The 13,299-nt window shown below is 72.0% G+C and carries 12 protein-coding genes; 10 read left to right on the top strand and 2 right to left on the bottom strand.

The features are described from left to right. From pgm to ACFQS1_RS27735, 5 genes are all read left to right on the top strand, one after another. A complete protein-coding gene (gene pgm, locus ACFQS1_RS27755; protein WP_378973858.1) occupies nucleotides 1-1,644 on the top strand; it encodes a phosphoglucomutase (alpha-D-glucose-1,6-bisphosphate-dependent) in 1,644 nt (547 codons plus the stop codon). A 73-nt stretch (nucleotides 1,645-1,717) separates the two neighbouring features. Beyond that, nucleotides 1,718-4,051, top strand: coding sequence for a putative bifunctional diguanylate cyclase/phosphodiesterase (locus ACFQS1_RS27750; RefSeq protein ID WP_378973856.1), 2,334 nt, complete (start codon nucleotides 1,718-1,720; stop codon nucleotides 4,049-4,051). A gap of 816 nt (nucleotides 4,052-4,867) precedes the next feature. Then, nucleotides 4,868-6,145, top strand: a complete 1,278-nt coding sequence (locus tag ACFQS1_RS27745) for a sensor histidine kinase (RefSeq protein WP_378973854.1) — start codon at nucleotides 4,868-4,870, stop codon at nucleotides 6,143-6,145. A gap of 122 nt (nucleotides 6,146-6,267) precedes the next feature. Further along, complete coding sequence (locus ACFQS1_RS27740) at nucleotides 6,268-6,819, top strand: hypothetical protein (RefSeq protein ID WP_378973852.1); 552 nt, start codon at nucleotides 6,268-6,270, stop codon at nucleotides 6,817-6,819. Further along, nucleotides 6,816-7,475 (top strand): response regulator, encoded by a 660-nt coding sequence (locus ACFQS1_RS27735; RefSeq protein WP_378973850.1) that lies wholly within the window; start codon nucleotides 6,816-6,818, stop codon nucleotides 7,473-7,475. Before ACFQS1_RS27740 ends, ACFQS1_RS27735 begins: the two co-directional genes overlap by 4 nt. Nucleotides 7,476-7,724: 249 nt before the next feature. Here ACFQS1_RS27735 and gndA read toward each other — a convergent pair whose 3' ends face one another. Next, a complete protein-coding gene (gene gndA / locus ACFQS1_RS27730) occupies nucleotides 7,725-9,161 on the bottom strand; it encodes an NADP-dependent phosphogluconate dehydrogenase (RefSeq protein ID WP_378973848.1) in 1,437 nt (478 codons plus the stop codon). A 232-nt stretch (nucleotides 9,162-9,393) separates the two neighbouring features. Between gndA and ACFQS1_RS27725 the strand changes: the two genes are divergently transcribed. From ACFQS1_RS27725 to ACFQS1_RS27705, 5 genes are all read left to right on the top strand, one after another. Next, complete coding sequence (locus tag ACFQS1_RS27725; RefSeq protein WP_378973846.1) at nucleotides 9,394-9,672, top strand: ABC transporter permease; 279 nt, start codon at nucleotides 9,394-9,396, stop codon at nucleotides 9,670-9,672. 117 nt (nucleotides 9,673-9,789) lie between these two features. Next, complete coding sequence (locus ACFQS1_RS27720; RefSeq protein WP_378973844.1) at nucleotides 9,790-10,236, top strand: FtsX-like permease family protein; 447 nt, start codon at nucleotides 9,790-9,792, stop codon at nucleotides 10,234-10,236. Further along, on the top strand, nucleotides 10,233-10,916 hold the full coding sequence (locus tag ACFQS1_RS27715) for an ABC transporter ATP-binding protein (protein ID WP_378973842.1): 684 nt from the start codon (nucleotides 10,233-10,235) through the stop codon (nucleotides 10,914-10,916). Before ACFQS1_RS27720 ends, ACFQS1_RS27715 begins: the two co-directional genes overlap by 4 nt. A gap of 22 nt (nucleotides 10,917-10,938) precedes the next feature. Beyond that, the gene (locus ACFQS1_RS27710) at nucleotides 10,939-11,517 is read left to right on the top strand and encodes a TetR/AcrR family transcriptional regulator (RefSeq protein WP_378973840.1); all 579 of its coding nucleotides are present in this window, start codon (nucleotides 10,939-10,941) and stop codon (nucleotides 11,515-11,517) included. 130 nt (nucleotides 11,518-11,647) lie between these two features. Further along, nucleotides 11,648-12,190: a hypothetical protein gene (locus tag ACFQS1_RS27705; protein WP_378973838.1), complete on the top strand. Its 543-nt coding sequence runs from the start codon at nucleotides 11,648-11,650 to the stop codon at nucleotides 12,188-12,190. Here the strand turns inward: ACFQS1_RS27705 and ACFQS1_RS27700 are convergent. Beyond that, the coding region (locus ACFQS1_RS27700) for an IS4 family transposase (protein WP_378973836.1) at nucleotides 12,158-13,299 on the bottom strand (1,142 nt) is incomplete at its 5' end. The genes ACFQS1_RS27705 and ACFQS1_RS27700 overlap by 33 nt on opposite strands.

Below are 13,299 nucleotides of genomic sequence, written 5' to 3'. Positions count from 1 at the left end.
ATGTCCGTGCATCCCCGCGCCGGGACCCCCGCCGAGGCCCGCGATCTCATCGACGTGCCCCGGGTGATCTCCCGCTACTACACCGAGCATCCCGACCCGGGCGAGGTCGCCCAGCGGGTGGCGTTCGGGACGTCCGGGCATCGCGGCTCGAGCCTGAACACGGCCTTCAACGCCGATCACATCGCCGCCACCAGCCAGGCGATCGTCGAGTACCGGCGGGCCCAGGGCACCGACGGCCCGCTGTTCCTGGGCCGCGACACGCACGCCCTCAGCGAACCGGCCATGATCACCGCGCTGGAGGTGTTCGCGGCCAACGACGTGACCACCCTGATCGACAGCCGCGACGGCTACACCCCGACCCCGGCGGTCTCCCGGGCGATCCTGGCGTACAACCGCGACCGCGCCGCCGGTCTCGCCGACGGCGTCGTGGTGACCCCCTCGCACAACCCGCCCGCGGACGGCGGCTTCAAGTACAACCCGCCCAACGGCGGCCCGGCCGACACCGACGCCACCACGTGGATCCAGGACCGGGCCAACGCGCTGATCGCGGCCGGCCTCAAGGAGGTGCGCCGGGTGCCGGCCGCCCGGGCCCGCACGTCGGAGCTGGTCACCGGCTACGACTTCCTCGGCGAGTACGTCGCCGACCTGCCCGCGGTGATCGACCTCGACGCGATCCGCGAGGCCGGCGTGCGCATCGGCGCCGACCCGCTCGGCGGGGCCAGCGTCGCGTACTGGGGCGAGATCGCCGAGCGGCACCGCCTCGACCTGACCGTGGTGAACCCGCGCGTGGATCCGACGTTCGGCTTCATGACGCTCGACTGGGACGGCAAGATCCGGATGGACTGCTCGTCGCCGTACGCGATGGCGTCCCTGATCCATCAGAAGGACAAGTTCCAGGTCGCCACGGGAAACGACGCGGACGCCGACCGCCACGGCATCGTCACGCCGGACGCCGGCCTGATGAACCCCAACCACTACCTGGCGGTCGCGATCGGCTATCTGTTCGGCAAGCGCCCGGGCTGGCCGGCCGGCGCGGCCATCGGCAAGACCCTGGTCTCCTCCTCGATGATCGACCGGGTGGCCGGCGAGCTGGGCCGGCGCCTCGACGAGGTGCCGGTGGGGTTCAAGTGGTTCGTGCCCGGCCTGCTCTCCGGCGAGATCGGCTTCGGCGGCGAGGAGAGCGCGGGCGGCTCGTTCCTGCGCCGCGACGGCTCGGCCTGGAGCACCGACAAGGACGGCATCATCCTCGACCTGCTCGCCTCCGAGATCATCGCGGTCACCGGGCGCACGCCGAGCGAGCACTACCGCGACCTGACCGCGAAGTTCGGCGAGCCCGCCTACGCCCGGATCGACGCGCCCGCCACCCGGGAGGAGAAGGCGGTGCTGGCCCAGCTCTCCCCGGCCCAGGTAACCGCCGAGGAGCTGGACGGCGAGCCGATCACCGCGGTGCTGACCACCGCGCCCGGCAACGGCGCCGCCATCGGCGGGCTCAAGGTCGCCACCGCGTCGGGCTGGTTCGCGGCCCGCCCGTCCGGCACCGAGGACGTCTACAAGATCTACGCCGAGTCGTTCCGGGGGGCCGACGCCCTCGCCCGGATCCAGGAGGAGGCCCGCGCGGTCGTCTCCGCCGCCCTGAAGGGATAAGTCTCAGTTTTTCCCGGCACCCGCCGACAGGTATGCCGCACAGTACCTGTCGACTCGGGAGCCGAGGGAGCGCATGTCAAGTCCCGTGGTGCGCGCCGCCGGGATCCGGCTGGGCGGCGGGCTCGGACCCGTGGTGCTGGCGGTCGCCTGCGTGGCGTACGTGTCGGTGTGGCTGGTCGCGCACGACTCGGACAACCTCGTTCCCGGCTATCTCGGCGCGCCGGTGGCGATGGCCGCCTCGTTCTTCGCGTGCCGGCGGATCGGCTCCCAGATCCGGATCTCCCGCCCGGTGCGCGGGTTCTGGCGGCAGATCTCGCACGCCTCGATCCTGCTGATCTTCGCCTCGTGCGCCGGGGCCGTGCTGGCCAACGACGACGTCGGCATGTCGATGTACACCGCCGTGCCGAATGTCGTCGGCATCTTCTGGGGCATGTTCGCGCTCGGCCGGCTGCCGCTGAGCGACAAGACCCCGCTCGCCCGGCTGCGGATCCTGCTCGACGCGGTCACCGTCGCCGTCGCCGGCACGCTGATCTTCTGGTACGTCGTGCTCAGCTTCGCCCCGGCCGGCACCGGGATGAGCGCCCGGGTCGCGGCCGGCATGGTCGGCGTGGCCGGGCTCCTCGGCCTGGTGATCATCGGCAAGGCCGCGGCCGTCCCCGGCGCCCCGGTCGACTCGCTCGCCCTGCGGTTGCTCGCGATCGCCCCGATGGTCGCGGTGGTGATGGCGGTGGTGCTGATCGCCGGGCCGCCCGGACCCCGCCTGGCCCTCGCGGTGCTCGGCGGCCCGCTGGTCGCGGTCGCGTTCACCACCTCGGCGTATCGCCAGCGCATCACGCTGGCCGCCCCGGCCCCGCACGGGCCCGGCTCCGCCCCGCCGGCCGCGGGGACGGCGCGCTCCCGCCGTACGCTATGGGATTTGCTGCCCTTCCTGGCCGTCACCACCACCGCGGGCCTGGTGATCACCGTGTCGGCCCGGAACATGGCCGGCCGTGAGCGGGCGGTGATCATCGGCGGGGTGCTGATCGTGGTGTGCGTGGTGGCGCGGCAACTGCTCGGGCTGCGCGAGAACAAGCGGCTGCTCGCCGGCATCCGCACCCAGCAGACCGAGCTCGAGCGCCTCGCCATGACCGACCCGCTGACCGGGCTGGCCAACCGCACCCGGTTCGCCGGCGCGCTCGCCGAGCGCCTGGGCGCGCACCGGCCGGTCACCGTGCTGCTGATCGACATCGACGACTTCAAGACGATCAACGACACGATGGGCCCGGCCTTCGGCGACCAGCTGCTCTACCAGGTCGCCCAGCGGCTGCGGCAGAGCAGCGCCGCGCACGACCTGCCGGCCCGGCTCGGCGGCGACGAGTTCGCGGTGCTGCTCGACGCCGACGACGTCCCGATCGCCGAGGAGGCGGCCGGCCGGGTGCTGCAGGCGCTCGCCGAGCCGTTCCGGGTGGGGGAGGACCACCTGCTGGCGCACGCCAGCCTCGGCGTCGCGATCGCCGGGCCGGGCGACAGCGCGGACGAGGTGCTGCGCAACGCCGACATCGCCATGTACCAGGCCAAGGCCGGCGGCAAGGCGGCGTGGGTGCGCTTCGAGCCGCGGATGCGCCAGGACGTGGTCAACCACGCCCGGCTCGGCAGCGAGCTGCACAACGCCATCATCCGCGACGAGCTGTACCTGCTGTACCAGCCCGTGTTCGACATCGGCACCGGCCGGCTGCACGGCGCCGAGGCGCTGGTGCGCTGGAAGCACCCGGCGCGCGGGTTCGTCTCGCCCGGCGACTTCATCCCGGTCGCCGAGCGCTCCGGCTTGATCGTGCCGCTCGGCTCGTGGGTGCTGCGCGAGGCCTGTGCGCAGCTGGCCCGCTGGCAGGCGGCCCACGGCGACGGCGCGATCAAGGCGATCAACGTCAACGTCGCGGTCCGGCAGCTGCGCGAGCCCGGCTTCGTGGACGAGGTCGCGGCCGTGCTGTCGGAGACCGGCCTGCTGCCGGACAACCTGGTCATCGAGATCACCGAGTCGTCGGTGGCGGACGGGCGGCAGGTGCGCGAGACGCTGACCGCGCTGCACGAGATGGGCGTGCGCCTGGCGCTGGACGACTTCGGCACCGGGCAGTCGTCGCTGTCGCTGCTGCGGGCGTTCCCGGTGGACGTGCTCAAGCTGGACAAGTCGTTCGTCGACGGCATCGCCGACGGCGAGGACCGAGGGCGCCTCGCGGTGGCCGCGGCGGTCGCCCAGCTGGCCGAGTACCTGCAGTTGTCGGCGGTGGCCGAGGGCATCGAGTCGGCGGCCCAGCTGGACCGGCTGCGGGACATGGGATACCGGCTCGGGCAGGGCTTCTTCATGGCCAAGCCGCTCCCGGCCGAGGAGGCCGGCAACTTGATGGCCGCCAACCCGATCCCGGTCGTCTAGCCTTTCGCGGTCGCTGCTTGCGCTTTGCGCTGCATGTGCGTCGTGCTGCTCGCGCCTGGTGCTGCGGGCGCCTTGCGCTGCTTGCGCCTGGTGCAGCGTGCGCCTTGCGCTGTGTGCGTCTTGCGCTGTGTGCGTCTTGCGCTTCGGCGCGATTGCCCGCGCGAACTGCGCCCGGGCCTCGTCGCCGGTGCCTCCGCGGGATCTTGATGACCTCCGGTGCGGGTCGAGCCGGGACTCATCATCCTTGCCCGCGCGAACTGCGCCCGGGCCTCGTCGCCGGTGCCTCCGCGGGATCTTGATGACCTCCGGTGCGGGTCGAGCCGGGACTCACCATCCTTGCCCGCGCGAACTGCGCCCGGGCCTCGTCGCCGGTGCCTCCGCGGGATCTTGATGACCTCCGGTGCGGGTCGAGCCGGGACTCACCATCCTTGCCCGCGCCCATCCGAGCCGAACCGACATAAACCGATATTCCCGGCGGCGGTCCCATGACGTGGACCGCTCAGCCAACATGTGGGACCCCGCCACCCGCCATGCTCACCAAGCGAGACTGCCTCCCACCTTGCAGGAGGCGCATATCACATTTCGGGATCCCCCGCATCTGCCGGGGCCGGCCGTACCCGCCCCGGCCATGGCAAGCACAGCTCCGCAAGCAGTTTTTGATCTCCGGAGCCGCCCACAGTCCATCCCCCGCCCCGGCACTGGGTGGGGACGAGTAGAGCAGGGGGGTACGACAAGAATGCGGTGGTGTCCACAGGCGGGCGGCCGCGCCGCCGGTGGACGGAGCTCGCGGGCGGGTGCCGAATCTAGGATGGCCGGGTGGGCACGGGCATCGGGACGTCCGTCGAGCAGTGGGTCCGGCGCCGCCGGTGGCTGGTCGACGGGGTGTTCGCGGCCGCCGTCGCGGTGCTGACGCTGCCGATCTCGGCCGGCGTGATCCTGGACAGCTCGTGGCCGCGCGCCCTGCGGGTGGTGACGGTCGCGGCGCTGGCGATCGGGCACGCCGCCGTCGCCGTACGCCGGACCGCGCCGCGCGCCGCGTTCGGGGTGGCCGGCGCCGTCATGCTCCTGCTGGTGGCCCTGCCCGGGGTGGAGGCCGGCGGCGTCGGCCCGTTCGCGCCCGTCCTGGTGCCCAGCGTCGTCATCTTCCCGATCGCGCTGTACTCCGTGGCCGCCTGGCGCCCCCGCCGGGTGGCGCGGCTGGCGCTGGCCCTGTCCGGCGCGGGCGCGGCCCTGGTGGTGGCGCGGCTGTGGGGCGCCGATTACCTGACGCTCACCGAGCCGGGCCTCACCGATCCGGCCGACCCGGTGCGGAGCTGGCCGTTGTTCCTCGTGCTGGCCGTGCTCGCGACGGTGCTGGCGCCGTGGGCGCTGGGGCGCTACCGCCGGCTGCGCCGTAGCTACCTGCTGGAGCTGGAGGAACGCGCCCGGCGCGAGGCGGAGGACCGGCGGGAGAACGCCCGCCGCGCGGCGCGGGACGAGCGGGTCCGGATCGCCCGCGAGATGCACGACGTGGTGGCGCATTCCCTCTCGGTGATGGTGACCCAGGCCGAGGGCGGCCGGCTGATGGCCCGCAAGGACCCGGCCGCGGCCGTCCCGGTGCTGGAGACGGTCGCCCGCGCAGGGCAGGAGGCGATGGGGGACATGCGGCAGCTGCTGCGCGCCCTCGACGACCACGACGCGGCGCCGGCCGACGCCGCCCAGCCGGGCCTGGACGACCTGGCCGAGCTGATCGACCGGGTCCGGCAGGCCGGTCCGGCGGTACGCGTCACCGAGCGCGGCGAGCGGCGGCGCCTGGGCGCGGCGGGCGAGCTGGCCGCGTACCGGGTCGTCCAGGAGGCCCTCACCAACGTGCTCAAGCACGCCGGCCCGGAGGCCGAGGCGAGCGTCTGCCTGGACTGGCAGCCCGATGCCCTGCGCCTGACCGTGCGCAACGGTCCCGGCCGTGGCCCGGTGCTGGCCGCCCCGGGCGGGCGGGGGCTGCCCGGTCTGACCGAGCGGCTGGCGCTGCTCGGCGGCACGCTGACCGCCGCGGCCAACGGCGACGGCGGGTTCCGGGTCGACGCCGTCCTGCCGGCGCGGGCGGCCGGGGCCTGACCGGATCATCCCTGGGACGGATGCGCCCGCGACCTGAGACCGACGCCGGCCGGGGCCCCGGCGAGCCACCCTCGATGTGACGGAGCGCCACCGTGGCGCCCGGTGACCTCGAGGGAAAGACGATGACCTCCACCGTTTCCGGCCGGCCCGTTCCCCGGCAGGCCGTGATCCTGGCGCACCTGGTGCCGCTGACCGTGCTGCCCGCGGGCGTCTGGCGGTCGATCATGGGCTTCGGCTTCGGCCTGGGCTTCAGCGCCGACGCCCTGCGCGCCTCGCACATCCCCGGGTGGGGGTCGGCGTGGGTCTTCTTCCTCACCATCGCGTCCGAGGCCCTGGCCCTGCTGACCCTCGGCCTGGTCCGACCGTGGGGCGAGGTGGTGCCCGCCTGGGTGCCGTGGCTGCGCGGCCGGCCGATCCCACCGGCGGCGGTCGTCGTCCCGGCCGCGGTCGGCGGGATCCTGCTGATCGCCATCTGGGGCTTCGCGGTCGCCCGCCTGTTCCTCGCCGGCGTCGAGGAGTTCACCGGCGGGACCGGATGGTGGGTGCTCATGGTCGGCTGCTACCTGCCGGCCCTGCTGTGGGGCCCGCTGCTGCTCCGCGTCACCTACCTCTACCACCGGCGGCGGGCCGGAACCGCCGCGCGCCCAAGCCCGGTCCGTACGATCGGAGGATGACCATCCGCGTCTTCCTCGCCGACGACCAGGAGCTGGTCCGGTCCGGTCTCGCCATGATCGTCGAGTCGCAGGACGACCTCGAGGTGGCGGGCGAGGCGGCCGACGGCGAGGCCGCGGTCGCGGGCGTGCTGCGCGCCCGGCCCGACGTGGTGCTGATGGACGTCCGCATGCCGGTGCTGGACGGCGTGCGGGCCGCCGAGCGGATCCTGGGCCACCCGGATCCGCCGCGGATCGTGATGCTGACGACCTTCGACGTCGACGAGCACGCCTTCGCGGCGCTGCGGGCCGGCGCCAGCGGGTTCCTGCTCAAGAACTCGCGGGCCGAGGACGTGCTCCAGGCGATCCGGGCGGTGCACCGGGGCGACGCGGTGGTGGCGCCGAGCACCACCCGCCGGCTGCTCGACGCCGTCGCCGGCAGCCTGCCCGGGCCTGCCCGGGTGCCGCCGGAGGTCGCCCGGCTCACCGAGCGCGAGCGCGACGTCCTGCTCGAGGTCGCCACCGGCGCCTCGAACGCCGAGATCGCCGCCCGCCTGTTCCTCTCCGAGGCGACCGTGAAGACCCACGTCGGCCACTTGCTCACCAAGCTGGGCTTGCGCGACCGCGTCCAGGTCGTCGTCCTGGCTTACGAGACGGGCCTGGTCCGCCCCGACCGCTGACCCCGGGACGCCGTCGCGCAAGCCCCGTATTCGGCGAGCGCACCACCCCGCGATCGCCCCGCTGATGAGGAGACAGTCGGCTTTCCGTCGCCGCGGGGTTTGCGGCGCCGGAAAGCCGACTGGCTCCTCATCAGCGTGAAAGGGGCGATCGCCCGCGGAGCGAAGCGGAGCCAGCCAGCTCAGCTCATCATCCGCCCCGTAGGGGCGATCGCCCGCGGAGCGGAGCGGAGCCAGCCAGCTCAGCTCAGCTCAGCTTTCGATCTCCGTGCGGTCGTCGGTGGCCCAGAGGGTGTGGAACGAGCCGGGCTTGTCGACGCGGCGGTAGGTGTGGGCGCCGAAGAAGTCGCGCTGGCCCTGGATCAGCGCGGCCGGCAGGCGCTCGGCCCGCAGCCCGTCGTAGTAGGCCAGGGCGGACGAGAACCCCGGCGACGGGATGCCGTGGGCGGCCGACGTGGCCACCACCCGCCGCCACGCGTCCTGGGCGCCGCTGACCGCGTCCAGGAAGTAGTCGTCGACCAGCAGCGTGGCGAGCTCGGGCTGTTTGTCGTACGCCTGCTTGATGAAGTCCAGGAATTTGGCCCGGATGATGCAGCCGGCCCGCCAGATCTTGGCCATCGCGCCCGGGTCGATCTCCCAGTCGTATTCCTTGCTGGCCGCCTGGATCTGCTGGAAGCCCTGCGCGTAGGCGACGATCTTGGAGGCGAACAGAGCCTGCTCGACGTCCGCCTGCAGGTCGCCCGGGTGCGCGGCGGCCGCGCTCGGGCCCGGCAGGCCCGCGTCGGCGGCGGCCTTGCGGACGTCCGCGCCGCCGGAGAGCGCCCGCGCGAACACCGACTCGGCGATGCCGCTGACCGGGACGCCCAGGTCGAGGGCGGCCTGCACGGTCCAGCGGCCGGTGCCCTTCTGCTCGGCCTGGTCGAGCACGATGTCCACGAACGGCTTGCCGCTCGCCGCGTCGACCTGCTTGAGCACCTCGGCGGTGATCTCGATCAGGTACGAGCCGAGCCGGCCCTCGTTCCAGCCGGAGAAGATCTCCGCGATCTCGCCCGGCTCGTGCCCGCCGACCTGGCGCAGCAGGTCGTACGCCTCGGCGATGAGCTGCATGTCCGCGTACTCGATGCCGTTGTGCACCATCTTCACGAAGTGACCGGCGCCGTCCGGGCCCACGTGCACGCAGCAGGGCTCGCCGTCCACCTTGGCCGCGATGTCCTCCAGCAGCGGGCCGAGCGCGTCGTAGGACTCCTTGGGGCCGCCGGGCATGATGCTCGGGCCGTGCAGCGCGCCCTCCTCGCCGCCGGAGACGCCCGCGCCCACGAAATGCAGGCCCTTCTCCTTCAGCGCGGCCTCGCGGCGGCGGGTGTCCAGGTAGTGGGCGTTGCCGGCGTCGATCAGCATGTCGCCCGGCTCGAGCAGCGGCGCGAACTCGTCGATCACCGCGTCGGTCGGCCCGCCGGCCTTCACCATGATCACCACGCGGCGGGGACGCTCGAGGCTGGCCACGAACTCCTCGGCCGTCTCGGCCGGGATGAACGTGCCCTCGTGGCCGAACTGCTCCACCAGCTCCTTGGTGCGGCCGTAGGAGCGGTTGTGCAGGGCCACGGTGTGACCGTGCCGGGCGAAGTTGCGCGCCAGGTTGCGACCCATCACCGCCAGACCGGTGACCCCGATCTGTGCCTTCTCCGACATCTTCCCCAGTCCTTCCGTAGCTGCTTCGACGCCCCCATTCTTACCTACGGGCTTGGGGCGATCTTGGTTCGATCCGGGTGCGGCCCGCGCGCGACCGGCCGGTGATCGCGAGAGGGGCCCGCGGCGCTTTTTCCGACTCGGTGTCGGTATAGCTTCCGACGCTACGTCGAAAAACCTGCGGCTGGAGGATGGATGTTCCTGGCACTGCGCGAGCTCCGCCCTCTTCGGGAACATGCTGGTCAACGCCCGCAGCGCCGAGGGCGTGCCGATCGACCTGGCCATGTTCGGGGTGGAGCCGGGCTCGTTCCTGGCTCCGGCCGCCGCACAGGGCACCGGACTGGGCAGCCCGGACGGCATCGTGGTGTCCCGCACCGCCCTCGACGCCGGCCTGCGGCTCGGCGACACCGTCGTCATCGACCGGATCGGCACCCGGTTCACCGTGGTCGGCGTGACGGCGGACCAGCACACGTACGGCCACGTCGACGTCGCCTACGTGCCCCTGGACGCGTGACAGCGCCTGCACGAGGGCGCCGGCCCCGGCGAGGACCTGCGCGGCTCGGCGGCCACCGAAGCCACCGCGATCGCCGTCCAGGCGGACGACGACGCCGACCTGGCCGCCGGCGACGCTGTGGCCGGCACGACCAGCTTCGGCAAGACCGAGGCGTACGGCGCCTCGCCCGGCTACAGCGCCGAGACCTCGACGCTGAGACTCATCCAGGTGTTCCTCTACGCCATCTCGGCACTGGTCGTCGGCGCGTTCTTCACCGTCTGGACCATCAACCGCAAGCACGAGCTCGCGGTGTTGCGGGCGACGGGCGCGGCCCGGTCGTACCTGCTGCGGGACGACCTCGTCCAGGCGCTGGTGGTGCTCGGCGCCGCCACCGGCGTGGGTATCGCCCTCGGCGTCGGGCTCGGCGCGCTGATCAGCGGCAGCGCGGTGCCGTTCGCCATCGAGGCGCCCGCGGTGACGATCGCCGGCCTCCTGCTGGCCGCGCTCGGCCTGGCCGGCGCCACCGTCGCCATCGTCCGCGTCGCGGCCATCGACCCCCTCACGGCTCTGGGAGCACAGCGATGAACAACGGCGACCGTACCGGCCTTCGGCTGTCGGGCGTGACCGTACGTCTCGGCGACGGCGACGCGATGGTCACCGCGCTGGACGATGTCGATCTGACGGTGGCGCCGGGCGAGCTGGTCGCCGTGGTCGGCCCCTCCGGCGCGGGCAAGTCGAGCCTGCTCGCGGTCGCCGGCGCGCTGACCGTCCCGGACCAGGGCACGGTCACCGTCGACGGCCGCGACCTCGGCGGCATGACTGTCAAGCAGCGTGCGGAGTACCGGCGCGACCACATCGGATTCGTGTTCCAGAGCGGCAACCTGATCCCGGCCCTCACCGCGATCGAGCAACTGCGGCTGGTCGCCAAGCTCAGCCGCCGCCGGGCGGACGGCCGGGAACCGGCCGGACTGCTCGCCGACGTCGGCATGGCGCACAAGGCGGCCCGCCGGCCGCACCAGCTCTCCGGCGGCGAACGCCAGCGGGTCGGGATCGCCCGCGCGCTGCTGGGCCGGCCGTCGCTGCTGCTGGTCGACGAGCCGACCGCCGCCCTGGACCGGGCACGCAGCCACGACGTGGTGCAGTTGCTCGCCCGCGAGACGAAGGAGTGCGACGTCGCTACCGTTATGGTGACTCACGACCACGACGTGCTGGAGCACTGTGACCGGGTGGTCGAGACGACCGATGGGCGGCTGTCCGCCGGCTGAGCGACGCGAAAGGGGAGGGCCCGTGCCGCGCATCGACGCACCCACGATCGCCGAGCACCGTGCGCACCGCCGCCGGGTCCTCCTCGACGCCGCACGCGCCCTGCTGGTCGACAACCCGCACGAGACCCCGAGCCTCACCGCCGTCGCCACCCGGGCCGGGGTGCCCCGGTCCTCGGTGTACGAATACTTTGCGTCGAGCAATGACGTGCTCCTCGAGCTGGCACAGGAGGTCCTGCCGAACTGGTCCCGCCGGGTCAAGGCCGCGATGGACGCCGCCGGCACCCCCGGCGAGAAGGTGCTGGCGTACGCCGCCGCCAACCTGCGCCTGGTCGCCGAGGGGGAGCACGCCCTGGCCACCGCACTGATCCAGTCCATCCCCGGCGATCAGGTCAACGCCAGCACCCAGCTCATGCACGACCAGATGAGCCAGCCGTTGTCCGCGGCCCTGGAAGAGTTGGGCGTGCCCGACCCCGCCACCACCGCGGCCCTGATCAGCTCGGTCGTCTACACCGCCAGCCGCATGATCGAGGACGGAGCCGACCCGGCCCCCATCGACGCGCGGGTCCGCGAGCTGCTGGCCCCGTTCCTCCACGTCAGCTAGCTGCGGCACGGCCAGGCTGAGGAATTCGGATCTGCCGATGAGCCGATGTCATACCACCCGAGTGGATCTACCGTTCCGGCCGCGACTCGTGCCACGATTGGCGCCCGACGAATGACGGTGGGAGCGAGAGGTGGCAACCAGTTGGACGAGGGCGGAACGCTGGGCTGTCGGCATTTCGATCGCATCTTTCTTGTTGTCGGCAGCGTTGGCTGCGCTGACCGTCGTCACCGCCCTCAATTGGCATCTCCCAGGCTATCAATCTCCTGAATATCTGGTGGCGAAGAAGTTCCTCTCGGCATACACCCTGGGCACCGTGGACGGACTGGCGGAGGCCCAGGGCTATACCGCCGTCGGCAGCCCGGCACGTAATTTTGCTCGTACCGAATACCTCACCTGGGTGGCCCAGAGACGTGTCGACTCCGAGGCAAAACCTCCCGCATACACGTTACGCAGATCCGGCACCACCCTGATCAAGTGCCCCACGGAGGCCAAGTCGAGCGAAGAATGCGACACCTACTCCAACTTCATAGTCGACGCCGCGTCCGGCCTCCTTTCCGACTTCAGCGTGAACCGCTTCTCCATCAGGTCCAACGTCGTACAGCCCAGTGATGAACAATGCCAAGACTCTTGGTGCACTGACCTAAACTTTGGTCGGTTTGGTTGTTTTGGATAGGTCTGGCGAGGTGATGGCTGTCTCGTACGTGACGTCGCGGGTACGTTCTGTTTCGCGTTGAGTGGGCGTGCGGGGTCCGTTGCGTTGTCGGTCGTGGCGGGTGAGGGGCTGGCCGGCGATGGCGGCGATCAGTGCGGTGGCCGGATCGGAGTCGTGGTGTCCACAGTTGACGCAGGGGCCGCTGTCGGCGGTGAACCGGTCGCGGGTCAGGGCGAGCACCGCGGTGAAGCTGATCGCGTCAGGGTCGACGTTCAGATCGGCTGCAGTGGTCACGGCAAGGCGTACGAGGGCGTTATAGACGGTGAGTAGGGCCCAGAGTTCCTGGTAGGCCAAGTCCGGGGTCTGCCCGCGCAACCGAGTGCCCGGCTCACGCAGAGTCGTCTTCAATCTCGCGTAGGTCAGTTCGATCTGCCATCTTTCGGCGTAGAGCGCGGCAATCTGATCGGCGGGATGGCGGGTGTGGTCGAGCAGGGTGGTCAACACCCGGTACCGGCTGGTCTTGACCGGCCGGCCGGAGCGGTCGCGGCTGGTCACGGTGAACTCGACCAGCCGGGCGAGCGTCGGGGCCAGCCTGGGCAAGGTCTTGTCGTCACAGGTTTTACGGCGCCGGGCGAGCATCTGTCCGGACTCGTGCAACACGACCCACGCGGAAGCGTCGGGCAACGTCCGGTCCAGACGGGCGGGCAGACTCCGGGCGCCGTTCTTGACCCGCCACACCAGGTGCGCCCCGGTCGCGGCGGCGCGGATCCACCGGTCCATCGAGAAGAACCCGCGGTCGGCGAGGTTGATCGTGCCCGCCTGTAACTCGCCGATCAGCGAGTCGGCCAGGACCTGCTCGCTGGTCCCGGACGAGCCGATCCGGGCGGCGAGGATCCACCGGTTACCGCAGGTCACCAAGGCGACCATCCGGGCCTGAGGGAACCGGCCTTTCGAAGGGGTGGTGAACACGGCCCGCATCGGCGTGGTGTCGGCCAGGTCGAACGGGCGTGTCGGTAGGTCTGTGTAACGGATGAGTGGATTATCCGTTTTCCGCCAGATATGACCTGATGGGGCAGACAGGATCACGATCATGACACTGACCGATGAGTTTGAGCACGTCGCCTTGGGCA

Source organism: Paractinoplanes rhizophilus, from assembly GCF_042664765.1.
In the GTDB taxonomy this organism is placed as follows: Bacteria; Actinomycetota; Actinomycetes; order Mycobacteriales; family Micromonosporaceae; genus Actinoplanes; species Actinoplanes rhizophilus.
The sequence above is the reverse complement of the archived record's forward strand: the minus strand, read 5'-3'. Positions and strand labels throughout refer to the sequence as shown.

Coding starts and splice junctions, on each gene's coding strand:
- ACFQS1_RS27715 (WP_378973842.1), top strand. CDS start 10,233: ATGAACAACGGCGACCGTACCGGCCTTCGGCTGTCGGGCGTGACCGTA.
- pgm (WP_378973858.1), top strand. CDS start 1: ATGTCCGTGCATCCCCGCGCCGGGACCCCCGCCGAGGCCCGCGATCTC.
- ACFQS1_RS27725 (WP_378973846.1), top strand. CDS start 9,394: ATGCTGGTCAACGCCCGCAGCGCCGAGGGCGTGCCGATCGACCTGGCC.
- gndA (WP_378973848.1), bottom strand. CDS start 9,161: ATGTCGGAGAAGGCACAGATCGGGGTCACCGGTCTGGCGGTGATGGGT.
- ACFQS1_RS27735 (WP_378973850.1), top strand. CDS start 6,816: ATGACCATCCGCGTCTTCCTCGCCGACGACCAGGAGCTGGTCCGGTCC.
- ACFQS1_RS27740 (WP_378973852.1), top strand. CDS start 6,268: ATGACCTCCACCGTTTCCGGCCGGCCCGTTCCCCGGCAGGCCGTGATC.
- ACFQS1_RS27750 (WP_378973856.1), top strand. CDS start 1,718: ATGTCAAGTCCCGTGGTGCGCGCCGCCGGGATCCGGCTGGGCGGCGGG.